The organism is Nonomuraea mangrovi (assembly GCF_042681425.1).
Lineage (GTDB): Bacteria > Actinomycetota > Actinomycetes > Streptosporangiales > Streptosporangiaceae > Nonomuraea > Nonomuraea mangrovi.
In genome coordinates this window covers 126,505-148,746 of record NZ_JBHUFV010000080.1, presented here as the reverse complement: position 1 = coordinate 148,746, position 22,242 = coordinate 126,505, and the positions used below count along the sequence as shown (strand labels likewise).

Genomic DNA, 22,242 nt, shown 5'->3' with positions numbered 1-22,242 from the left:
GCACCGGAACCGCGCCAGACCGACGCGCTCAGCAGGAAAGCCGAGTTGTGGCTTCAAGTGCTGCCGGAGTTGGCGTAGCCGGCGTTGAGTCCCGCCCAGAGGAACAGGAGGACGGCAGGGCCCTTCACCGCCCATGGAACGGCGGCGCCCAGCACGATGGGCACCGCGATCACCGCGGGGTGAAGGCCCAGCCGGCGCAGTGCGATCACAGGCGGCACATGGCGATCGTCAGGCCGGTGTAGCTGTCGCCGTCGTTCCAGCGGACGAAGGTGCTCGCGTCGGAGCACCGGTAGGTGGTGCCGGAAGAGGTCCACCGCCAGGCGTTACGCCTGGCGCAGGTGGTGACGCGGGTGGAGGTGTAGCCCTCGTCGTGGTAGCCGCGCCACCCCTCGAAGTGGCGTCCCCTGGTGCCCGACGAGCAGGGGTAGCTGCCCATCCGCCAGCCGCCGAAGCAGACCCTCTTGTTGTCCACCCACCAGTTGTTGGCACCCTCGCCGTATCCGTTGGGGTAGCCGTCCCTGCAGTTGGAGGCGGTCCACTCCGAGGTCGGGCCCGCGGCGCGAGCGGCCCGCCGGGACAGGACCCACTCGAACGGCACGAGCGTGGCGGAGATCGCGCCGACCACGAGACCCCGCATCACGGTCCGGCGGGAGAGCGGGGAGTCGGGGATGAGACTACGGACGAGGCTCGGGGACGCGCCCTCGGGCGCGGTCTCGGCCGAAGGGATGAGATCAAGGCGCATGGCTGCTCCCGGAGGTCGAAAGGGAGGGGAAGAGTTCGGCGAACAGAGTCGGCAGGTCGGTGTCGGCGTAGACGAACCGCCGGTCCGTGACCTGTCCCTCGGCGTCGACCGCGTACACGCAGGGGGTGTATCCCTCGTAGAGCGCGGTCCACAGCTCGGGATCGGCCAGCTTCTCGACGGGGCCGTCGAACTTCTGGGCCGAGTCCGCGTGGGAGAACACGGCGACGACACGGGTCGCGGCCGGCGGCGCGGCCGCGGCGGCGCTCCAGACGCCCTGGCAGATGGAGCAGTTGGCGTCCAGCATCAGGACGAGCGTGCCGTCCTGTCCCTTGGCGGGCCTGAGCGCCTGTGGCACCTCCCGCACCTCGTCGTCGAGCCGGGCGTTGCCCGGCTTCAGCACGGTCTGCTCCATGATCCGGAGCCGGGCGTAGACCGCCCCCACCGCGAGGATGGCGAAGACCGACAGGAGCAGGGCCAGCAGGGCCAGAGCGGTGGCGAGGCTCACCCGCCCCACACGGCCTTGAGGCCTGCCAGGACGGCGGCGGCCTTGTCGTGCTCCTCCGTGTTCCTGAGCTGTGCGGACTCGGCGGCCCGCCGGTGGAAGACGACTTCGGTGATGGAGGTGGCGTTGGCCATGATGTACCGCCACTCGAAGGGGGTGCCCTTCACCGCCTCGGCCTGCTCGGGGTCGAGCTCCAGCGGCTCCTTCCACACCTCGGCGTCGCCCTGGGTCGCGCCCTTCCAGGTGGGGAGTTCCTCCCTCGCGCCGCGAGCGTCCTTGATCATCACAACCAGGCGCTCGCTGGAACCGATGATCACGGTGGTGGACTGCTGGAGGTTCGCCACGGGGTCGGCCGAGACCAGCCGCGCCCCCTCGGGGGAGTCGGCGAAGGTCAGGTTCGCCACCAGGCGGTTCAGTACGGCACGGCGGGGCGCGGGGCCGCCGAACCAGGTGGTCGCCTCGTTGTGGGGGCCGGCCCAGACCAGGCAGCTGTTGCTGCGGTCGGCCGCCTCGTACAGCACCAGGTCGAAGCCCGAGCGGCGGAAGGTCTCGACCCGGCCGCCGGGGAAGATCTTCCTCGGGATCACGTCCCGCTGGCCGGCCGGGGCCAGATCGAAGCTCTGGACCAGCGCGGCGCCCGCGAAGCGGGTGTGGCCGTGCCAGCTCAGCGCGTCCGCCTCGGGAGGCAGCGTGATGTCCACGCGGGCTCCATCGGGAGCTAACCGCACAATTTGCGAAAGAGTCGCGACCACGGGTCCCCTTAGTTTGTGGGTCACAAGATCCTTCATAGTGTTGGAGTGCGGGCTGCTGATCGTCAAGGATTTTCGGAAATCCGTAAATAGCACAAGAATCAATTAAATTTCGTACGACTTCGGCGTGTAATGGATTCATGACTCGCACACGTTCTTTCTTTCTCGCCTTACTCCTCACCTTTCTCGTGACAGCGACTCCCGCCTTGGCGAAAGGCGTCGACAAGGGAGTTCTCACCGGCCCAGGCCTGTCCGGCCCCCTCAGGATCGAGCCGGGCGACGAGAGGTCGTCGGCGAGCCTGGACCTGATCCGCGAAGGCTCCGGCGTCAACCCGGCGTTGATCGCCGAGCTGCCCGGCGAGTTCCTCGCCGGTCCCCCGCCCGGCGAGCTCGGGCCGCGCTACCGGCTGGCCTGGCACCTGCCCGAGGACGACTCCGAGATCGTCCAGGACCTCTACCCGTACGCCCCTGGCGCGCCGGTCGTGCACACCCCGGCCCAGAAGCACGTCGTCAGGGCCGGATGGCGGCAGGCTCCCGCCTTCCTCAAGGACGCGCTGGTGGGCATCGGCCTGCCCCGCGAGGCGCCTGCCGCCTGGTGGACGTCGTGGTGGTGGGCGGCGGCGCCCGCGGCGGTCATCGCGACCGCCGGGGCCGTGGTGATCCTGCGCCGCCGGTCGGCCGGAGCCGGAGCGGGCGCTCGACGACCCACCCCTTCCGCCTGACCGCGGCGCGCGGCGACGGTCGGCCGTCCGGCGTCGTCAGGGGGTCAGGTCGTGGAAGAGGGCCACCCGCTGGTGGAAGTAGTCGAGGTCGTCCTCGTCGTGCGCGACCCCGGCGGCGACCGCCTTGTGGAAGTAGGCGTATTCGCGGCGCAGCTTGTGCCTGACCAGCTGCGCCAGCTCCTCCTCCGTCAGCGGGGACGCGGTGCCGCCGGCCTCCAGGTACGCGTCCACGAACTCCTTGCTCGGGCCGAGCTCGTCGTCGCCCCATTCCAGGGCGGCGGCGGCCAGCTCGACCTCGGGGGCGCCGACGAACGCCTCGTCCCAGTCGAGGACCGCGACGATCGTGCCGTCGCTGGTGAGGGTGTTGCCCGTGTAGTAGTCGCCGTGGAGCGGGTGCCTGACGTGGTGACTCCGGTGGAACTCGGCCAGCCACCGGTCCAGGGCGGGATCGGCGAGCCCGGCCGCGTCGTGGGGCGGCTCGCCGTACAGGCCCGACTCCTGGAAGGCGGGCGCGGGGCGCGGGCCTGGGCGGGCGGAGGCCAGCGCGGCGTGCAGGCGGGCGAGCAGGCGCGCGCCCTGGACGCGGTGTTCAGGCAGGTCGGAGTCGGGCCAGTCACCCTCGATGTACGGCCAGAGCGAGATCGGGCGGCCGTCGACCCTGATGACGGTGTCGCCGCCGGAGGTGGGGACGGGGGCGACGGCCTCGGCCAGGTGGGCGGCGGCGTGGCGGGCGACGGCGTGGCACCACTCGGATTCGGCGCTGGTGCGCGACGCGGGGCCGACGCGGACGACATGGTCGCCGAGGAGGTAGGCCGCCGACTCCTCGCCCCCGTACAGGCGCCGTCCGCCGTCGCAGGAGACGCCCCAGGTGGTGCTGACGGCTCGGCGGACGGCGTCGGTGAGCGGGGTGTCGGCGTAGATCACCTCTCCAGTCTGGCCGACACTCCCGGCCGGGGCGCAGGAGCGACCGGGGCAAGAGCAGGCTAGGGTCCAGGACGAAAGGTTCTCCGGCGAACGGGCTCGGGGGAACGGGCTCGGGGAGGAGCGAGTCAAGGGATCACACCCTCACCGAACTGACGATCTATTGCCCCCGTATGGGGTGGCACGTCAGGGTGGGGCCATTGTCCGACGCTCATGAGGAGCCCCGTGACCGACGTACCCGTCACCGTCGAAGCCCGAGGCAGCGACTTCGCCCGACTGGCACGCAAGATCAACGAAGCCGGCCTGCTCGACAGGCGGCCCCTTTACTACACCCTTCGCCTCAGCCTGGTAGGCGTCGCCTTCTTCGGGGGGTGGGCGGCGTTCGTCCTGCTGGGCGACTCCTGGTGGCAGATGCTCGTCGCCTTCGTGCTCGCCGTGGCCTTCTCCCAGGTCGCGCTGGCCGCGCACGATCTCGCGCACCGGCAGGTGTTCCGCAATCGCAAGCCGAGCGAGTTCGCGGGGCGTCTCGTCGGCAACCTGCTCATCGGCATGAGCTACGGCTGGTGGACCGACAAGCACACCCGCCACCACGCCAACCCGAACCATGAGGACCACGATCCCGACGTGTCTCCCGCGGTGATCGTCTGGTCGGCCGATCAGGTGGAGCGCGTCGGCGGCCTGCCGAGGTTCGTGGCGCGCTGGCAGGCGTTCCTGTTCTTCCCGCTGCTCACGTTCGAGGGCTGGCACCTGCACGTGGCCAGTTTCAAGGCGCTGCGCAACAGGTCGATGAAGCGCCGCGGGCTGGAGGGAGCGCTGCTGGTGCTGCATTTCGTGCTGTACTTCGGCTTGATCTTCAGCGTGCTGCCCTTCGGCAAGGCCGTGGCGTTCGCGCTGGTGCACCAGGCGGTGTTCGGGGTGTATCTCGGGTGCACGTTCGCGCCCAACCACAAGGGCATGCCCATGATCACCGCCGAGGACGAGCTCGACTTCCTCCGCAAGCAGGTGCTGACCTCGCGCAACGTGCGCGGCGGCTGGATGGTGGACGTGGCTCTCGGCGGACTCAACTACCAGATCGAGCACCATCTGTTTCCGAACATGCCCACGCCCAACCTGCGCAAGGCGCAGCCGATCGTGCGAGCGCACTGCGCGGAGCTCGGGGTGGAGTACCTGGAGTCGGGCCTGGTCAGCTCGTACGGCCAGGCGCTCCGCCACCTCTACGAGGTGGGCGAGCCCCTAAGGAAGGCCAAGGCGGTCGCGTAGGCTGTCGCGTCTGGTCTCGAGCTCGGCGATCAGCGCGTCCTGCTCGTCGGCCATGCTCAGCATCGCCGCCCTCTCGACGGCGTCGGTCGCGCCCATGTCGCTGATCTGACTGCGCAACTCGGCGTTCGCGGACTTCAGCTTCGCCAGGTCCTCTTCGAGCTGGCGAAGCTCTTCCTGTGTGCTCATTCCGATCCCCTACCCGAGCGGAATGCCTTCAATGTGTAGACCCACGCGGCCAGCGCGGTGAGCGCCAGCAGCAGGAAGCCGATCGTGTAGGCGCCGGTGGCCGTGTAGACGGCGCCCATGACCAGGGGAGGGAAGTAGCCGCCGAGCCCGCCCGCCGCGCCGACCAGCCCGGTCACCGTGCCGACGCGTGAGGGTTCGACGAGCTTGGCGACGAGGGCGAAGACGCCGCCGGTGCCGAGTCCGAGGAAGAAGGCGATCGCGACGAAGCTGACGCCCGCGGGCACCTCGAGCGGCGGCTTGAAGGCGAGGACGGCGGCCAGCACCGCCGTACCCGCGAAGGAGGCCAGCAGCACGCGCACGGGGCCGACCTTGTCGGACAGGGCGCCGCCGACCGGCCTGGCGATCACGGCAGCGATGGAGAAACCCGCCGTGCGCAGCCCCGCGTCGGTCTGGGCGAAGTCGTAGACGTTCTGCAGCAGGGTCGGCAGGTAGGTGGAGAAGGCGACGAAGCCGCCGAACGCGACGGCGTACAGGGCCGCGCACTGCCAGGTCGCCCTGATCCTCGTGGCGTCGCGCATGCGGGGCAGGGCGGGCTCGGTCGAGGGTGTCCACGCGGGCGAGTTCCTGCCGGCCAGCAGCATGATGACGCCCATCGCCGCGAGCATGGCGGCCATGAGCAGGTGGGTCGGGGCGCGGCCGAGGCCCTCGACCAGACGGGGGGTCAGGAACGCCGACAGCGCGGTGCCGCCCATGCCCGCGCCGAACAGCCCGGTGGCGAAGCCGCGCCGCGCGGGCTCGTACCAGGCGTTGACGAACGGGATGCCGACGGCGAAGGAGGTGCCGCCGACGCCCAGAAGGAACCCCCAGAACAGCAGCGCGCCGTAGGAGTCCGACCAGCCGACGAACAGGACGGGCACGATCGTGACGAAGCAGATCACCGCGAACATCAGCCGCCCGCCGAGCCTGTCGGCCAGCATGCCGACGGGGATCCGGCCGAGCGAGCCCACCAGCACGGGGATGGCCACCAGCATCGAGGTCTCGGTGGGAGACAGCCCGAGTTGCCTGCTGTAGGTGCCGGACAAAGGTGCGATGAGGTTCCACGCCCAGAACGTGACGGCGAACGCGATCGTGGCCAGAACCAGGTTGACCATTTGACCTTTGTACATACGCTCTGTGTAGCAGATGGATACTCTATGTGATGAAGTTGGGGTATGACCCAGGCGGAAGATCTCCTACTCAAGACCGGCAGATTCTTCCGCAGGTCGGTCACCAGCGACGATCTGCGGACGGTCTACCTGTCGGGAGGCCGCGAGGGCGACGCCTTCTACCGCGACCGGTGGAGCCACGACAAGGTCGTCCGCTCGACCCACGGCGTCAACTGCACCGGCTCCTGCTCGTGGAAGGTCTACGTCAAGGACGGCATCATCACCTGGGAGACCCAGCAGACCGACTACCCGAGCGTGGGTCCCGACCGTCCCGAGTACGAGCCGCGCGGCTGCCCGCGCGGCGCCGCCTTCTCCTGGTACACCTACTCCCCGACCAGGATCCGCTACCCGTACGCCAGGGGCGTCCTCGTCGAGATGTACGCCCAGGCCCGCACGAGGGGCCTCGACCCCGTCCAGGCCTGGGCCGAGATCACCAGCGATCCGGACAGCAGGGAGAGGTACCAGAAGGCCCGCGGCAGGGGCGGTCTGGTCAGGATCACCTGGCACCTGGCGACGGAGATGATCGCCGCCGCGCACGTGCACACCATCAAGACCTACGGCCCGGACAGGATCGCGGGCTTCTCCCCTATCCCGGCGATGTCGATGGTGTCCCACGCGATCGGCTCGCGGTTCGTCTCGCTGATCGGCGGGACCATGCTGTCGTTCTACGACTGGTACGCCGACCTGCCCGTCGCCTCCCCTCAGGTGTTCGGCGACCAGACCGACGTGCCCGAGTCGGCCGACTGGTGGGACGCCGCCTACCTGATGCTGTGGGGCGCGAACGTCCCCGTGACCCGCACACCCGACACCCACTGGATGGCCGAGGCCCGCTACCGGGGCCAGAAGGTCGTCGTGGTCGCGCCCGACTACAACGACGCGGCCACGTTCGCCGACGAGTTCCTGGCGGTGAACCCCGGCACCGACGGCGCGCTGGCCATGGCCATGGGGCACGTGCTGCTCAAGGAGTTCTTCGTCGACCGGCAGGTGCCGTACTTCGTCGACTACGTCAGCCGCTTCACCGACCTGCCCTTCCTCGTACGGCTGGCCGAGCGCGACGGCGCTCACGTACCCGACAAGTTCCTCACCGCCGCCGACCTGGGCTCCACGGACGAGGCCGCCGAGTGGAAGACCGTCTTCCTCGACGCCGCGGGCGAGCCCGTCGTGCCCAACGGGTCGGTCGGCTTCCGGTGGACGGACTCCGGCAAGGGCAGGTGGAACCTCAGGCTGGACACCACGCCGCTGCTCACCCTCCTCGGCGGGGAGCGGGCCGAGGTCCTGCTTCCCCGTTTCGACCAGGACGGCGTGCTCCGCAGGGGCGTACCTGTGCGGCGGGTGGGCGGGCATCTGGTCACGACCGTGTTCGACCTCATGCTCGCGCAGTACGGGGTCGGGAGGGAGGGGCTGCCCGGCCGCTGGCCCGAAGGCTACGACGACGGGGCCGAGCCGTACACGCCTGCCTGGCAGGAGCCGATCACGGGAGTGCCGGCGCGGCGGGCGGTGAAGATCGTGAGGGAGCTGGCGCAGACGGCGGAGGCGACCAGAGGGCGCTGCATGATCGTGCTCGGTGCCGGCACCACGCAGTGGTTCCACGGTGACACGATCTACCGCTCGTTCCTGACGCTGCTGCTGCTCACCGGCTGCCAGGGCGTCAACGGCGGCGGCTGGGCGCACTACGTCGGGCAGGAGAAGTGCCGCACGCAGACGGGCTGGGCGCAGCTCGCGGGGGCGCTGGACTGGTCGAGGCCGCCGAGGCAGACGCCCGCCACGCCGTTCTGGTACCTGCACACGGGCCAGTGGCGCTACGACAGGTTCGACGCGGGCGAGCTGTGCTCGCCGCTGGGCCCGGGCAGGTTCAGGGGGCTGCACACGGCCGATCTGGTGGCGCAGGCGGTGCGCAACGGGTGGATGCCGATGGCGCCCGCCTTCGACCGCAACCCGCTCGACCTGGGCGACGCCGAGGACCCGGTGGCCTTCACCAGGACCGAACTGCGGGAGGGCAGGCTGCGTTACGCGGCCGAGGATCCCGAGGATCCGCGCAACTGGCCGCGGGTGGTGACGATCTGGCGTTCCAACCTGCTGGGCTCCTCGGCCAAGGGCAACGAGTACTTCCTGCACCACCTGCTCGGGGCCGTCTCCAACCTGCCCGAGCCCGACCACGAGGCGGCCAGGGGCAAGCTCGACCTGCTGCTCACGCTCGACTTCAGGATGACCTCAACCACGCTGTTCTCCGACATCGTGCTGCCCGCCGCGACCTGGTACGAGAAGCACGACCTGTCGTCGACCGACATGCACCCGTTCGTGCATGCCTTCAACCCGGCGATCAGCCCGCCGTGGGAGACCAAGACCGACTTCGCGGCCTTCCACGCGATCGCCTCGGCCTTCAGCGAGCTGGCCGCCGGGCATCTCGGCGTGCGCAGGGACGTGGTCGCTGTGCCGTACCAGCACGACACGCCCGGCGAGACCGCCCAGCCGGGAGGGCGCGCGCCCGCGGAGGTGACGCCCGCCCTGGTGGTGGTGGAACGCGACTACGGCGCGGTCGCGGCGAAGCTCGGCGCGCTGGGACCGCTGGCGGAGAAGGCGGGGCTGCCGGTGAAGGGGCTGGCCTTCACCCCCGACAAGGAGGTGGAGTGGCTCGGGCAGCGCAACGGGCTCGCCGCCCACGGCCTGACCAAGGGACGGCCGCTGCTCGACACCGACTCGAAGGCGTGCGAGGCCATCCTGGCGCTGTCGGGCACGTCGAACGGCCGGCTGGCCGCCCAGGGCTTCGAGCGGCTGGCCGAGCGGACCGGCACCGACCTGTCACAGCTGGCCAACCGCCACCACAGGATCGTCTTCTCCGACACCCAGAGCAGGCCGCAGCACGTGGCCGCCAGCCCCGAGTGGTCGGGCAAGGAGTCGCGCGAGCGGCGCTACTCCCCATTCACGATCAACGTCGAGCACGACAAGCCGTGGCACACGCTGACCGGGCGGATGCACTTCTTCCTCGACCACGACTGGATGCACGAGTACGGCGAGGCGCTGCCCGTCTACCGGCCGCCGCTCGACATGGCGGCCCTGTTCGGAGAGCGGGAGCGGGGCGACGGCGACCTGCTGGTGGTCCGTTACCTGACGCCCCACTCCAAGTGGTCGATCCACTCGGAGTACCAGGACAACCTGCTGATGCTCACGCTGTCGCGCGGCGGCCCGACGATCTGGATGTCGGTGGAGGACGCGGCCAGGATCGGCGTCGCCGACAACGACTGGGTCGAGGCGGTCAACCGCAACGGCGTGGTCGTGGCCAGGGCCGTCGTCTCCCTCCGGATGCCGAAGGGCACGGTGTACATGTACCACGCGCAGGAGCGCGTCATCGACGTGCCGAAGAGCGAGGCCACCGGGCGCAGGGGCGGCATCCACAACTCGCTGACCAGGGTGCTGATCAAACCCACCCACATGATCGGCGGCTACGCGCAGCTCTCCTACGGCTTCAACTATCTCGGCCCGACCGGTAACCAGCGCGACGAGATCACCATGATCCGCCGCCGTTCCCAGGAGGTGGCGTACTGATGCGCGTCATGGCCCAGATCGCCATGGTCATGAACCTGGACAAGTGCATCGGATGCCACACCTGCTCGGTCACCTGCAAGCAGACCTGGACCAACAGGGCGGGCGTTGAGTACGTCTGGTTCAACAACGTCGAGACCCGTCCTGGGCAGGGCTACCCCCGCAGGTACGAGGACCAGGAGCGCTGGCGGGGCGGCTGGGTGATCGACGCCAAGGGCAGGCTCAAGCCACGCGCGGGCGGCAGGCTGCGCAAGCTGCTCGGCATCTTCGCCAACCCGCTGATGCCCGCCATCGACGACTACTACGAGCCGTGGACCTACGACTACGAGAACCTCACCAGGGCTCCCCTGTCGGACGACGTCCCCGTGGCCACCCCCCGCTCGCTCATCAGCGACCAGCCCACCACCGTGCGCTGGAGCGCCAACTGGGACGACGACCTCGGCGGCGACCCCTCGCCCGATCCCATCCTCGACAGGCTCGAGCGGAAGGTGAAGCTCGACTTCGAGAACGCGTTCATGTTCTACCTGCCGCGCATCTGCGAGCACTGCCTCAATCCTTCGTGCGTCGCCTCGTGCCCCTCGGGCGCGTTGTACAAGCGGGTCGAGGACGGGATCGTGCTCGTCGACCAGGACAGGTGCAGGGGCTGGCGGATGTGCGTGACCGGTTGCCCGTACAAGAAGGTGTACTTCAACCACAAGACCGGCAAGGCCGAGAAGTGCACGTTCTGCTACCCGCGCGTCGAGGTGGGCCTGCCCACGGTCTGCTCCGAGACGTGCGTGGGACGGCTGCGCTACCTCGGGGTGATGCTCTACGACGCCGACCGGGTGTCGGAGGTGGCCGCGACGGCGAACGAGAAGGACCTCTACGAGGCGCAGCTGTCGCTGTTCGTCGATCCCGACGATCCCGCCGTCGCCGGGTCGGGCCTGCCCGACGACTGGATCGAGGCGGCCCGCAGGTCGCCCGTCCGCGACCTGATCGTGAGGTACCGGCTGGCGCTGCCCCTGCATCCGGAGTACCGGACGCTGCCGATGGTCTGGTACGTCCCCCCGCTGTCGCCCGTCGTGGACGCCCTCTCCTGCACCGGCAACGACGGCGAGGACGCGGGCAACCTGTTCGCCGCGATCGAGTCGCTGCGCATCCCCGTCGACTACCTCGCCGAGCTGTTCACCGCGGGCGACCCCGTCCCGGTGACGGCGGCGCTGCGCCGCCTGGCGGCCATGCGCTCGTACATGCGCGCGGTCAACCTCGGCGCCGAGCCACCCGACGTCGGCCTGCCCGCCGAGGACCTGCACGGCATGTACCGGCTGCTGGCACTGGCCAAGTACGAGGAGCGCTACGTCATCCCCACCGCGTACGGCGTCACGCCCGGCGCGGTCGACGAGATCGGCTGCAGCCTCGACTACGACGGAGGACCCGGAGAGCAGGGCCCCTTCGGCGAGACGTCAGGGCGTCCCGTGCCGGTGTCGATCGAGAACTTCCACAGCCTCAAGCACCGCCAGACCAGCGAGAAGATCAGCCACGACCGCAGCACCTCCCTCAACTGGGACGGCAAGGGCACGCCACCGGAGCACCTATGAACCTCGCCGTCGTGCGTCAGGCCGCCGCGCATCTGCTCGCCTACCCCGACGAACGGTTCTGGGACAGGCTGCCGCTCGTCCGCGAGGTCGCCGGGCCGTCCTTCCCCGCCTTCCTCGCCGAGGTCGAGCGGATGGGCGCGGGGAGGCTGGCCGCCCACTACGTGGAGACGTTCGACCTCCAGCGGCGCTGCTGCCTCTACCTGACCTACTACGCCGACGGCGACACGCGGCGGCGTGGCGAGTCGCTGACCCGGCTGAAAGCGCGTTACCGGGCGGCCGGATGGGAGCTCTGCGACGACGAACTGCCCGACTTCCTGCCCGTCGTGCTGGAGTTCGCGGCCCTCGACCCTGCGGGCGAGGAGGTGCTGAAGGAACATCGGGCCGCGCTGGAGCTGCTGAGGACGGCGCTGCGGGAGGCCGGCTCGCCGTACGAGTCGGTGATCTCCGTGGTGTGCGGCACGCTGCCCGCCGCCACCCCGGCCGAGCTCCTGCGGGCCGAGCGGCTGGCCGCGCAGGGGCCTCCGGCCGAGTCGGTGGGGGTGTACCGGTGACCTGGGGCGAGACCGCGCTGTGGATCGTCTGTCCGTATCTGACGCTGGTGGTGCTGATCGGCGGGCTGATCTGGCGCCACAGGTACGACAGGTTCGGCTGGACCACCCGGTCCTCGCAGCTGTACGAGAGCAGGCTGCTGCGGATCGGCAGCCCGCTGTTCCACTTCGGCCTGCTCGTCGTCATCCTCGGCCATGTGATCGGCCTGCTGATCCCCGAGTCGTGGACGGACGCGCTGGGCGTCTCCGAGCGCCTCTACCACGTCGGCGCGCTGGCCGGCGGGGTGGTCGCGGGCTTCTGCACGCTGGCGGGCATCGCGCTGCTGATCTTCAGGCGGCGACGGACCGGTCCCGTCTTCATCGCGACCACCAGGAACGACAAGACGATGTACGTCGTGCTGGTGGCCGCGATCGTGGCAGGGCTGCTCACGACCGTGCTCAGCGTGTTCGACCACGAGACCGACTACAGGACCACGGTCTCGCCGTGGTTCAGGAGTATCTTCGTCCTCCAGCCCGACGCCGCCGCGATGACCGGGGCGAGCTGGGCCTACAAGCTGCACGCGCTGATCGGGATGCTGCTGTTCGCGCTGTTCCCCTTCACCAGGCTGGTGCACGCCTTCTCCGCGCCGATCGGCTATCTGTTCAGGCCGTACATCGTCTACAGGAGCCGCGACAGAATGGACGCATGAAAGTGACGGTCGGCGTGGTCGCGGTCATCCTGCTGGGCACCGTGGCGACCGCGCTGTTCAGGTCCGGCGTCAGCCCGAACGCGCTGGACGTCGTCCTGCCGCTGGCGGCGTGCGGGGCGCTGCTGTTCAGGCGGAGGCATCCCGTCGCCGCGCTGCTCATCGTGATGATCGCCACCGCGGTCTACTACCCGTTCGCCCGCCTCGACGGGCCGCTGATCATCGCCCCCATGCTCGCCCTCTACACCGCCGCCGACCTGGGCCACCTGGTGGCCGCCTGCACGGTCGCCGCCGCGGCCCTGCTGGGCATGGGCGTGGGCGAGAGCGGCAGCGTCAGGCACGTCGACGACAGCCTGTTCCTCATGATCACCGGCTGGATGGTGGCCGCGGTGGCGGCGGGCGGCGTGACCCGCAACAGGCGTGCCTACCTCCACGAGGTCGAGCAGCGGGCCGCCGAGGCCGAGCACAGCAAGGAAGAGGAGGCCAGGCGCAGGGAGACGGAGGAGCGGCTGCGGATCGCGCGCGAACTGCACGACGTGCTCGGCCACAACATCTCGTTGATCAACGTACAGGCGGGGGCGGCGCTCCACGGCATCAGGAAGCGGCCCGAGGACGCCGAGGAAGCGCTCCGGGCGATCAAACAGACCAGCAAGGAGACGCTGCGCGAGCTGCGCAGCACGCTCGGAGTGCTGCGCCAGGTCGACGAGGACGCGCCGACCTCCCCCACGGCGAGCCTGCGGCGGCTCGACGAGCTGGTGCGCCGTACCGGCCTCGACGTCTCCACCCAGGTGGCCTACGGTGATCCGCCCGTCGAGGTGGACCTGGCCGCCGCGCGGATCGTCTCCGAGGCGCTGACCAACGTCTCCCGCCATTCGTCCGCGGGAAGCGCACGACTCACGATCACCGAAGAATCCGGAAAAATGGTCATCACGGTAGAAGACGATGGCCCCTCCGTCGTCTTCACGGGAGGAAGCGGGTACGGCGTGCAGGGAATGAAGGAGAGGGCGGCCGCCCTGGGCGGCGCGCTGGAGGCGGGGCCGCGCCCCGAGGGCGGTTACCGCGTCGTCGCCGAGCTGCCACTGTGATCCGCCTCCTGCTGGCCGACGACCAGACGCTGGTGCGGGCCGGGTTCCGCTCGATCCTGTCCGACGAGGACGACTTCGAGGTGGTCGGCGAGGCCGCCAACGGCGTCGAGGCCGTGGACAAGACCCGCGAGCTGCGCCCCGACGTGGTGCTCATGGACATCAGGATGCCCGAGCTCGACGGGCTGGAGGCCGGGCGCAGGATCGTCACCGACCCGCGCCTCGCGAGCACGAAGGTGATCATCCTGACCACCTTCGACCTCGACGACTACGTGTACGGCGCGCTCAAGGCGGGCGCCAGCGGGTTCCTGGTGAAGGACACCGAGCCCGCCGAGCTCATCCACGCCGTCAGGGTGGTGGCCAGAGGCGACGCGCTCATCAGCCCCTCGATCACCCGCAGGCTCATCGCCGAGTTCGCCGGCCGGGTCAAGCGTCCCGCGCCGGGCCCGGAGCTCAACTCGCTGACCGAACGCGAACGCGAGGTGCTCGAACTGGTCGCGCACGGCCTGTCGAACGACGAGATCGCCACCCGCCTCGTGCTCAGCCCCGCGACCGCCAAGACGCACGTCAGCCGCATCATGACCAAGCTGAACGTCCGCGACAGGGCACAGCTGGTCGTCATGTCCTACGAGGCCGGTCTCATCACCCCCGGATGGCTTACACCCTAGGGAGTACCCGTCACACAACCACGGGCTGACGCCGTGACGCATGCCGTACCGGGATGGTCATGGCATGGAAACGGTAGACCTGGCCCGCCTGCAGTTCGCGCTGACCGCGGGGGCGCACTTCCTCTTCGTCGCGTTGACCCTCGGGCTCGCCACGCTGGTGGCGGTCCTGCAGACCAGGGCGACGCTGACCCGCAGCCCTTTGCACATGCGGATGGTGCGGTTCTGGGGCCAGCTCTACATCATCAACTACGCCATGGGCATCGTGACCGGGCTGGTGATGGAGTTCCAGTTCGGGATGTCGTGGAGCGGGTTGACGCACTTCGCGGGCAACGTGTTCGGCGCCGCCCTGGCCATCGAGACGCTGGTGGCCTTCTTCGTCGAGTCCACGTTCCTCGGGCTGTGGATCTTCGGGTGGGACCGGCTCAGCAGGTGGGCGCACCTGGCGCTGATCTGGATCGTGACGCTGACCGCCTACGCCAGCGCCTTCTGGATCCTGATCGCCAACGGCTTTCTGCAGAACCCGGTCGGCCACCAGATCGTGGACGGCGTGCTGCGGCTCACCGACTTCGGCGCGCTGCTCGCCAACCCCGCCTCGCTGGTCGCCTTCGGGCACGTCCTCGGCGGCGCGATGATCGTCGGCGGCTTCTTCATGGCCGGAGTCAGCGCCTACCACCTGCGTAGGCGCACCCACGAGCAGGAGTTCTTCCGCAAGTCGCTGAGGATCGGCGTCGGCCTCGCCCTCCCGGCCACGCTGGTCACCGCGGCCTTCGGCGGCATGGGCTTCGAGACCCTCCAGCCGGGCAAGGCGGCGGCCTGGTCGGGCGGCGCGGCCGACCTCGCCAAGGTGCAGGCCGACATGGTGGCGCGCTTCGGACCAGGCGACTACCTGCCGCCCGTCGACCTCGTGCGGACCGCGGGCGTCACGATGATGCTGCTGTTCGCCGTCATGCTCTTCTTCTCGGCGGCGAGCTTCCTGCTGATGCTGTTCAGGCCCGCCGTGCGCGGCCTGCGGATCTGGCACTGGCTGCTGACGGCGATGATCCCCGTCCCGTTCGTCACCATGCTGGCGGGGTGGGTCTTCCGCGAGGTGGGCCGCCAGCCATGGGCGGTGTACGGCCTGCTGACCACGGCGGAGGCGATGTCCCCGCTCAGCGCCACGGAGATGCGCGTCTCCCTGATCGCCTTCAGCGCGGTGTTCGGACTGCTGATCCTCGTCAACTACTGGCTGCTGGCCAGGACCGCCAAGCGAGGGCCGGACGCCGTCGCCCTGGGCAGCCGCCCGATCGAGACCCCCGCTCCCGTTCTGACCTTCTGAGGAACCACCATGGAGATCTTCATCCTGGCCTTCTTCGCCGTCGGGTACTTCGTGCTCGCGGGGGCCGACATCGGGGTGGGCATGCTGCTGCCGTACCTCGGGAGGACCACCACCGAGCGCAGGACCGTCATCGCCGCGATCGCGCCCTTCTTCCTGGGCAACGAGGTGTGGCTGGTGGCGCTGGCGGGCGTGCTCGCCGGACTGTTCCCCGAACTGGAGGGCGAGCTGCTGGCCGGCAACTACCTGGCCCTGGTGGCGCTGCTGGTCAGCTGGATCGTCCGCGACATGGGGCTGTGGCTGCGCGGCAGGGTGCAGGGGCCGCGGTGGCAGGCGGGCTGGGACGGGGCGATCGTCGCCGGCTCGTGGGGGCTCGCGCTGGCCTGGGGTGCGATCTTCACGCAGATCCTGCCGGTGCCGATCGTGGCCGCGCTCGTGGTGGCGCTGCTGTTCGCGACGCACGGGCTGGCGTTCGCCGGGCTGCGGCTGACGGGGGACCTGCGTGAGCGGGCCGTACTGCTGACCGGGGGGTCGGGCGAGGGACGCACGTACGCGCTGACGGCGGCGGCGCTGACCGGGATCGTGCTGCTGACCGGGGCGGATCTGGAACTGGCGGCCTCGGCGGCGGACGCGGCGACGCTGGCGCTGCTCGTGCCGGTGACGCTGGTGCTGATGCCGCTGCTGGTGGCGGCCCAGGGCCTGGTCTGGTGGACCTTCCGCGGCCGGGTGACCGGCCCGTCGTACCTGTGATCCGGCCTCGGTCCGGCGGCTCGCGCGCGGGAGCCGCCGGGGATCAGGCGAGGATGAAGTCGCGGATCAGGGTGGTGATCTCCGCGGGGCGTTCGAGGAGCACGACGTCCCACCTGGTGGGTGTAGTTGGAGAGGGGGTCGGCGGCTGTGCCGTACAGCAGGACGAGGTTCACAGGTTCCCTCCGCCGGTGGCGTCGATCGTGGTGCCGGTGATGAACGAGGCCTGTGGCGAGGCGAGGAAGCCGATCGTGTCCGCGATCTCCTCGGGCCTGCCGACCCTGTTGACCGCGTGGCGGGAGGCGGCGTAGGCCCTGCCGCCTTCGTCCAGCCATGAGGCGTTCGCGTCCGTGTCGATGATCCCGGGTGCCACGTTGTTGACGGTGATCCCGCGGGGTCCCAGCTCCTTGGCGAGGGCGAGGGTGAAGGTCTGCACCGCGCCCTTCGTCATCGCGTAGGCGATGCCCTCGGGGTAGGCGATCCTGGCCGCCCCCGAGGTCACGTTGATGATCCGCCCTCCCGAGGGGATGAGCGGGAGCAGCCGCTGGGTGAGGAAGAACAGGTCGCGCACGTTCACCGCGAAGACCCGCTCGTACTCCTCCGGCGTCACCTCCGACAGCGGCTTCGGCAAGGGCAGGCCCGCGTTGTTGACCAGCACGTCGAGGGACGTCACCTCGGCCGCCAGCGCCGGGATGGCCTCCGGTGAGCCCAGGGCGGCCCGCACCGCGACGGCGCTGCCGCCGTCCTTCTCGATCGACGACACCACCTCCTCGGCCGCCGACGTGTCGGCGGCGTAGTTCACCACGACGTGGAAACCGTCACGCGCGAGCCGCAGTGCGGCCGCCCTGCCGATCCCCCTGCTCGCACCCGTCACAAGGGCAGTCCTCATCCCTCACACCTTTCTTTAGCGATCGATACAGAAACAGTAACATAGCGATCGCTATAGAATGGGTCCATGGCACGACAGCGGTCCTTCGACAGGGACGAGGCACTGGAGAGCGCGCTGCGGGAGTTCTGGCGGCACGGCTACGAGGCGACCTCGGTCGCGAGCCTCACCCAGGTGATGGGCATCCGCCCGCCCAGCCTGTACGCCGCCTTCGGCGACAAGCGGACCCTCTTCGAGGAGACGGTCACCCGCTACCAGCGAACCCACGGCGCGTTCGCCACGCGGGCGCTGGCCGAGGAGCCCACCGGGCGCGAGGCGGTCGAACGGCTGCTGCTGGAGGCGGCCGAGCAGTACAGCGACCCCTCGCACCCGCCCGGCTGCCTGATCATCTCGGCGGCGGTGAACTGCGGGCCCGAGTCGGCCGAGGTCGAGGAATGGCTGCGCGGGTTCAGGCAGGCGACCAAGAAGGCGCTGGAGGCCAGGATCGGGGGACCCGACGCGCCCGCCCTCGCCACCTTCTACGCCTCGGTGATCCAGGGCATGTCCACCCAGGCCCGCGACGGCGCCACCCGCGAGGAACTGGAGCGGGTGGCACGCCTGGCGATGCTGGCCTATCCCGCTACTGAGCGGTGATCGCGGCGTCCTCGGGCGGCATGTCCTTGCGCGGGGTCGCGCGCAGCCAGCGGCAGCCGTGCGGTCCCATCGCCAGCCGTACCCTGCCGTCGGCGACCTCCATCGTCTCGTCGGACAGCAGGTCGGTGAGCACGCGGCCGTCCAGATCCTTCAGCCCGAGTTCGACCTCGGTCGCGGCGTCGGACAGGTTGTGGACGGCCACCACGGCCGCGTCCGCGGCGTCGCAGCGGTGCGCGAAGACGGCGGGGTGGCCGGTCTTCAGCACCGAGTTCTCGCCCCAGGCCAGCTCAGGGCATTCCCTGTAGCGCTCGATGAGCAGCTGGAACCAGCGCAGCAGCGAGTCGGGATCGCGCTTCTGGTCGGCGACGTTGACCCGGTCGGGCCCGAAGGTTCCCGCGGGCATCGTGCGTGCCGGGGTCGCGTCGCTGAATCCTCCGTCCCGTGACCACTGCATCGGGGTCCTGACCGCCATCCTGCCCTCTTCGTCGAGGTTCTCCCCCATGCCGATCTCCTCGCCATAGAAGATCACCGGGGTGCCGGGCATGGACAGCAGCAGGCTGTAGGCCATCTTGATACGGCGCAGGTCGCCGCCGAGCATGGAGGGCAGCCTTCGGCGCAGACCCCTGCCGTAGATCTGCATGTCCTTCTCGGGGCCGAAGGCGTCGAAGACCTCCTGCCGTTCCTCGTCGCTGAGCTTGTCGAGAGTCAGCTCGTCATGGTTGCGGAGGAAGGTCCCCCACTGGCTGTCCTTGGGCGACTCGGGGCGGGCCCGCAACGCCTCGGCGATCGGCTCAGCCTCGCACCTGGCCAGCGCCAGCCAGGCGCGCTGCATGAGGAGGAAGTCGAAGCACATCGTGAGCTGGTCGCCGTTGCCGTTGCCGAAGTAGGCGATGAGGTCCTTGTAGGGCAGGTTGACCTCACCCAGCAGGATCGAACCCCCCTCGCGCCTGTTCATGAAGGCGCGCAGGTCGGCCAGGAAGGCGTGCGGGTCCGGCAGCTTGTCGCCCACGTTCTCGATGAGGAACGGCACCGCGTCCACCCTGAACCCCGACAGGCCCAGCTCCATCCAGAAGCCGAGGATGCGGGCGATCTCGTCGCGGACCTCGGGATTGGCGACGTTGAGATCCGGCTGGAACGTGTAGAAGCTGTGCAGGTAGTACTGGCCGGTCTTCTCGTCGAGTTCCCAGAGCGAGTCCTCCTTGTCGGGGAAGACGATCGCGCCGGGGTCGTCGGGCTCCGGCGTGTCGCTCCAGACATACCAGTCGCGGTACTTCGAGTCCTTGCTCGACCGCGACTCCCTGAACCACGGGTGCTGGTCGGAGGTGTGGTTGACGACCAGGTCGGCGATCACCCGGATCCCCCTGTCCTTCGCGGTCCGCATGAACTCCACGAAGTCGCCGAGGGTGCCGAGCCGGGGGTCGACACTGTAGAAGTCGACGATGTCGTAGCCGTCGTCCTTGTTCGGGGTCGGGAAGAACGGCATGAGCCACAGGCAGGTGATGCCCAGGCTGTGCAGGTAGTCGATCTGCTGGGTGAGCCCGCGGAAATCGCCGATGCCGTCGCCGTCGCCGTCCTTGTAGGTCTCGACGTCGAGGCAGTAGATCACCGCGTTCTTCCACCAGAGATCGCTGGTATAGGTCAGCCGCATCCACCTTCGCTACCCGGGCGGGCGTAAGGTGAACGCGTGCGGACCAGGTTGCCCGCTGCGCTGCTGCTCCTGCTGTCCACACTCTTCCTGGCCGGCGGGTCCACTCCGCCTGCCTCCGTCACGGCCGCCGTCCACGCCCAGATCGCCAGGGCGGCCGATCATCACCAGGTCCTGCCCGACCCCGCCAGGCCGCACGTCCATGCGGGCAAGGGCGTCCACGCCGTGGGCGGTGGCGGCCTCGCCGTGCTCACGGCCGGTCCGCCGTACGGCACGCACGCCCGTCTCGCGACCGCCGTCGCCCCCCGGCCGCGGGCGCTCGGCGGCGAGCACCACAGGAGAGCGCCCGCCCGCGCGCCTCCGCCCTCCACACCGCTCACCTGATCCCCTGTAAGAGCCTTGTGGAGGACCCATGTCCCGTGCGCCGTTGTGGCGCGCGGTGGCGGCGCTTGCCGTCATCGCGACTTCGTTGTTCCTAGCCTTGACCATGCCGCCGCGCCTCGGCCTCGACCTGCGCGGCGGCACCCAACTCGTCTTCGAGACCCAGGACTCGCCCACCGTGAAGGCCGACGCCGCGGCCACCGACCGGACGCTGGAGGTGCTCCACCGCAGGGCGGACGCACTGGGCGTGGTCGACCCGACCCTCGTCCGCTCGGGCGAGAAGCGCATCATCGTCGAGCTGCCCGGCGTGCTCGACCCGCGCAGAGCCGCCGAGGTGATCGGAAGGACCGCGCAGCTCTCCTTCCACGCCGTCCTCGGCGACGACGGCCAGACCCGCGACGAGGACGGCAGGCCGCTCCGCCTCGGGCCTGCCGTGATCGGCGGCGACGGCGTCACCGACGCGGCGGCGCGCACCGACCCGCAACGCGGGGCGGCCTGGTTCGTCACCGTCGACTTCCGCGAGACGGGGCCGTGGCAGAAGCTGACCGGCGCCGCCGCCTGCGAACCCGTCGGCGACCCCAAGCGCAGGGTCGCCATCGTGCTCGACGACAAGGTCATCTCTTCACCGCAGGTGAACGAGGGGACGCCGTGCCGTACGGGCATGCCGGGCGGATCGACCGACATCACCGGCTCCTTCACCCCCGAGGAGGCGCAGAACCTCGCGGTGCTGATCAAGGGCGGCTCGCTTCCCGTGCCGATGAAGATCGTCGAGCAGCGGACGGTCGGCCCGACGCTCGGCGCCGAGGCCATCACCGCCAGCGCCCAGGCCGCCGTCGTCGGCGTGGTCCTGACGGGCGCGTTCATCATCCTCGTCTACCGGGTGGTCGGTCTGCTCGCCGCGGTCGCGCTGGTGAGCTACGGCCTCATCTCCTACGCCGCGCTGACCGCCCTCGGCGCGACGCTCACCCTCCCCGGCCTCGCGGGCTTCGTGCTGGCGATCGGCATGGCCGTCGACGCCAACGTGCTGGTCTTCGAACGAGCCAGGGAGGAGTACGGCAGAGCTGGCCTGAGGGCCGCGCTCGACCAGGGGTTCAGGAAGGCGTGGAGCGCGATCGCCGACTCGAACATCACCACGCTGCTCGCCGCCGGCCTGCTGTTCTGGCTGGCGTCGGGCCCGGTCAAGGGGTTCGGCGTGACACTGTCGATCGGCGTGCTGGCCTCCCTTGTCTCGGCCCTGCTCATCACCAGGGCGCTCACCCAGTGGATCATCGGCAGGGTCCCGCCGCGGATCTCCGGCATCGGCTCGATCGGCAGGATGCGCACCTGGCTGACCGCCCGCAACCCCTTCGTCATGCGGCACGCCAGGCGTTGGCTCGTCGGCGCGGCGGTGCTCGTCGTGATCGCGGTCGCCGGGCTCGTCTCGCGGGGGCTGAACTTCGGGGTCGAGTTCACCGGAGGACGGCTCGTCGAGTTCACGACGGCCACGCCGGTGAGCGCGGACGCGGCCAGGGCCGCGGTCTCCGGCGCGGGGTTCCCCAACGCGGTCGTGCAGAGCTCGAACGAGGCGATCTCGGTGCGGACCGGACAGATCGGGGCCGACGACGTCGACCGGATCCAGCGGGCGCTCGGCGGGCAGGCCACCAAGGTGCGCGACGAGCTCATCGGGCCCTCCCTCGGTGAGGAACTGCGGCGCAACGCGCTGATCGCGCTGGGCGTCGCGCTGGCGGCGCAGCTGGTCTACCTGGCGGCCAGGTTCCGGTGGACGTTCGGCGCGGCGGCCGTTCTGGCGCTGCTGGTGGACACGGCGGCGGTCGTGGGGGCCTTCGCGTGGTTCGGCAAGCCGATCGACGGGGTCTTCCTCGCGGCGATGCTGACGATCGTCGGGTACTCGGTGAACGACAAGGTGGTGGTCTTCGACAGGGTGCGCGAGCTGTGGGCGGCCCAGCGGAAGGCGCCGTTCGCCCAGGTGGTCAACCAGGCGATCCTGCAGACCGTGCCGCGGACGGTGAACACCGGGCTGGGCGCGCTGTTCATCCTGGCCGCGCTGGCGGTGTTCGGCGGCGACTCGCTGCGCGACTTCGCGATCGCGTTGCTGATCGGGATCGTGGTGGGCACCCTGTCGTCGTCGCTGGTGGCGGGGCCGTTGGCGATCGTGTTCGAACGGCACAGCAAGCAGCCCCCGCCGTCCCCGCCCGCCCGCCGTGCCCCCCGCTCCCGCGAGGGCTCGGGCGCGGTCGTCTGACGGGCCCC

22 protein-coding genes are annotated in these 22,242 nt (G+C 70.0%); 13 read left to right on the top strand and 9 right to left on the bottom strand.

The features are described from left to right. Positions 1 to 53: 53 nt before the first annotated feature. From ACFSKW_RS48110 to ACFSKW_RS48095, 4 genes are read right to left on the bottom strand one after another with little or no spacing between them, the layout of a single operon-like run. The gene (locus ACFSKW_RS48110) at positions 54 to 209 is read right to left on the bottom strand and encodes a hypothetical protein (RefSeq protein WP_379581358.1); all 156 of its coding nucleotides are present in this window, start codon (positions 207 to 209) and stop codon (positions 54 to 56) included. Further along, positions 206 to 742: a hypothetical protein gene (locus tag ACFSKW_RS48105; RefSeq protein ID WP_379581356.1), complete on the bottom strand. Its 537-nt coding sequence runs from the start codon at positions 740 to 742 to the stop codon at positions 206 to 208. The genes ACFSKW_RS48110 and ACFSKW_RS48105 overlap by 4 nt, the downstream gene beginning before the upstream one ends. After that, positions 732 to 1,247 carry a hypothetical protein gene (locus ACFSKW_RS48100; protein ID WP_379581354.1) on the bottom strand — a complete coding sequence of 172 codons (516 nt, stop codon included), beginning with the start codon at positions 1,245 to 1,247 and terminating at the stop codon, positions 732 to 734. The genes ACFSKW_RS48105 and ACFSKW_RS48100 overlap by 11 nt, the downstream gene beginning before the upstream one ends. Continuing rightward, entirely contained in the window at positions 1,244 to 1,945 is a 702-nt protein-coding gene (locus ACFSKW_RS48095) for a hypothetical protein (protein WP_379581352.1), read from the bottom strand. The genes ACFSKW_RS48100 and ACFSKW_RS48095 overlap by 4 nt, the downstream gene beginning before the upstream one ends. Positions 1,946 to 2,181: 236 nt before the next feature. Here ACFSKW_RS48095 and ACFSKW_RS48090 point away from each other — a divergent pair, with 236 nt between their 5' ends. Next, on the top strand, positions 2,182 to 2,715 hold the full coding sequence (locus ACFSKW_RS48090) for a hypothetical protein (protein ID WP_379581350.1): 534 nt from the start codon (positions 2,182 to 2,184) through the stop codon (positions 2,713 to 2,715). 36 nt (positions 2,716 to 2,751) lie between these two features. On the opposite strand, the gene ACFSKW_RS48085 is transcribed toward ACFSKW_RS48090, so the two are convergent. Continuing rightward, complete coding sequence (locus ACFSKW_RS48085; RefSeq protein ID WP_379581348.1) at positions 2,752 to 3,639, bottom strand: phosphotransferase enzyme family protein; 888 nt, start codon at positions 3,637 to 3,639, stop codon at positions 2,752 to 2,754. 222 nt (positions 3,640 to 3,861) lie between these two features. Here ACFSKW_RS48085 and ACFSKW_RS48080 point away from each other — a divergent pair, with 222 nt between their 5' ends. Then, positions 3,862 to 4,896 carry a fatty acid desaturase family protein gene (locus ACFSKW_RS48080; RefSeq protein WP_379581346.1) on the top strand — a complete coding sequence of 345 codons (1,035 nt, stop codon included), beginning with the start codon at positions 3,862 to 3,864 and terminating at the stop codon, positions 4,894 to 4,896. Here ACFSKW_RS48080 and ACFSKW_RS48075 read toward each other — a convergent pair. Both ACFSKW_RS48075 and ACFSKW_RS48070 read right to left on the bottom strand, forming a co-directional pair. Further along, a complete protein-coding gene (locus ACFSKW_RS48075) occupies positions 4,870 to 5,082 on the bottom strand; it encodes a hypothetical protein (protein WP_379581344.1) in 213 nt (70 codons plus the stop codon). The genes ACFSKW_RS48080 and ACFSKW_RS48075 overlap by 27 nt on opposite strands. Next, positions 5,079 to 6,233: an MFS transporter gene (locus ACFSKW_RS48070; RefSeq protein WP_379581342.1), complete on the bottom strand. Its 1,155-nt coding sequence runs from the start codon at positions 6,231 to 6,233 to the stop codon at positions 5,079 to 5,081. Before ACFSKW_RS48070 ends, ACFSKW_RS48075 begins: the two co-directional genes overlap by 4 nt. 60 nt (positions 6,234 to 6,293) lie before the next feature. Here ACFSKW_RS48070 and ACFSKW_RS48065 point away from each other — a divergent pair, with 60 nt between their 5' ends. From ACFSKW_RS48065 to ACFSKW_RS48030, 8 genes are all read left to right on the top strand, one after another. Further along, positions 6,294 to 9,830 carry a nitrate reductase subunit alpha gene (locus tag ACFSKW_RS48065; protein WP_379581340.1) on the top strand — a complete coding sequence of 1,179 codons (3,537 nt, stop codon included), beginning with the start codon at positions 6,294 to 6,296 and terminating at the stop codon, positions 9,828 to 9,830. Continuing rightward, on the top strand, positions 9,830 to 11,404 hold the full coding sequence (gene narH / locus ACFSKW_RS48060; RefSeq protein WP_379581338.1) for a nitrate reductase subunit beta: 1,575 nt from the start codon (positions 9,830 to 9,832) through the stop codon (positions 11,402 to 11,404). Before ACFSKW_RS48065 ends, narH begins: the two co-directional genes overlap by 1 nt. Further along, positions 11,401 to 11,955, top strand: coding sequence for a nitrate reductase molybdenum cofactor assembly chaperone (narJ, locus tag ACFSKW_RS48055; RefSeq protein WP_379581336.1), 555 nt, complete (start codon positions 11,401 to 11,403; stop codon positions 11,953 to 11,955). The genes narH and narJ overlap by 4 nt, the downstream gene beginning before the upstream one ends. Next, a complete protein-coding gene (gene narI / locus ACFSKW_RS48050; protein WP_379581334.1) occupies positions 11,952 to 12,641 on the top strand; it encodes a respiratory nitrate reductase subunit gamma in 690 nt (229 codons plus the stop codon). The genes narJ and narI overlap by 4 nt, the downstream gene beginning before the upstream one ends. Continuing rightward, the gene (locus tag ACFSKW_RS48045) at positions 12,638 to 13,723 is read left to right on the top strand and encodes a sensor histidine kinase (RefSeq protein ID WP_379581333.1); all 1,086 of its coding nucleotides are present in this window, start codon (positions 12,638 to 12,640) and stop codon (positions 13,721 to 13,723) included. Before narI ends, ACFSKW_RS48045 begins: the two co-directional genes overlap by 4 nt. Next, positions 13,720 to 14,388, top strand: coding sequence for a response regulator (locus ACFSKW_RS48040; RefSeq protein WP_379581331.1), 669 nt, complete (start codon positions 13,720 to 13,722; stop codon positions 14,386 to 14,388). The genes ACFSKW_RS48045 and ACFSKW_RS48040 overlap by 4 nt, the downstream gene beginning before the upstream one ends. 64 nt (positions 14,389 to 14,452) lie before the next feature. Next, positions 14,453 to 15,703, top strand: a complete 1,251-nt coding sequence (locus ACFSKW_RS48035) for a cytochrome ubiquinol oxidase subunit I (protein ID WP_379581330.1) — start codon at positions 14,453 to 14,455, stop codon at positions 15,701 to 15,703. A 9-nt stretch (positions 15,704 to 15,712) separates the two neighbouring features. Continuing rightward, on the top strand, positions 15,713 to 16,450 hold the full coding sequence (locus tag ACFSKW_RS48030) for a cytochrome d ubiquinol oxidase subunit II (protein WP_379581328.1): 738 nt from the start codon (positions 15,713 to 15,715) through the stop codon (positions 16,448 to 16,450). 169 nt (positions 16,451 to 16,619) lie between these two features. On the opposite strand, the gene ACFSKW_RS48025 is transcribed toward ACFSKW_RS48030, so the two are convergent. After that, positions 16,620 to 17,336, bottom strand: coding sequence for an SDR family NAD(P)-dependent oxidoreductase (locus tag ACFSKW_RS48025; protein ID WP_379581326.1), 717 nt, complete (start codon positions 17,334 to 17,336; stop codon positions 16,620 to 16,622). 66 nt (positions 17,337 to 17,402) lie between these two features. Between ACFSKW_RS48025 and ACFSKW_RS48020 the strand changes: the two genes are divergently transcribed. Then, a complete protein-coding gene (locus ACFSKW_RS48020) occupies positions 17,403 to 17,966 on the top strand; it encodes a TetR/AcrR family transcriptional regulator (protein WP_379581324.1) in 564 nt (187 codons plus the stop codon). On the opposite strand, the gene ACFSKW_RS48015 is transcribed toward ACFSKW_RS48020, so the two are convergent. Then, positions 17,953 to 19,614 carry an alpha-amylase family protein gene (locus ACFSKW_RS48015; protein WP_379581322.1) on the bottom strand — a complete coding sequence of 554 codons (1,662 nt, stop codon included), beginning with the start codon at positions 19,612 to 19,614 and terminating at the stop codon, positions 17,953 to 17,955. The two genes, ACFSKW_RS48020 and ACFSKW_RS48015, sit on opposite strands and share 14 nt — an antisense overlap. Positions 19,615 to 19,650: 36 nt before the next feature. Between ACFSKW_RS48015 and ACFSKW_RS48010 the strand changes: the two genes are divergently transcribed. Together ACFSKW_RS48010 and secD are read left to right on the top strand one after the other, a co-directional pair. After that, positions 19,651 to 19,995, top strand: coding sequence for a hypothetical protein (locus ACFSKW_RS48010; RefSeq protein WP_379581320.1), 345 nt, complete (start codon positions 19,651 to 19,653; stop codon positions 19,993 to 19,995). A 28-nt stretch (positions 19,996 to 20,023) separates the two neighbouring features. Next, positions 20,024 to 22,234, top strand: coding sequence for a protein translocase subunit SecD (gene secD / locus ACFSKW_RS48005; protein ID WP_379581318.1), 2,211 nt, complete (start codon positions 20,024 to 20,026; stop codon positions 22,232 to 22,234). Positions 22,235 to 22,242: the final 8 nt, after the last annotated feature.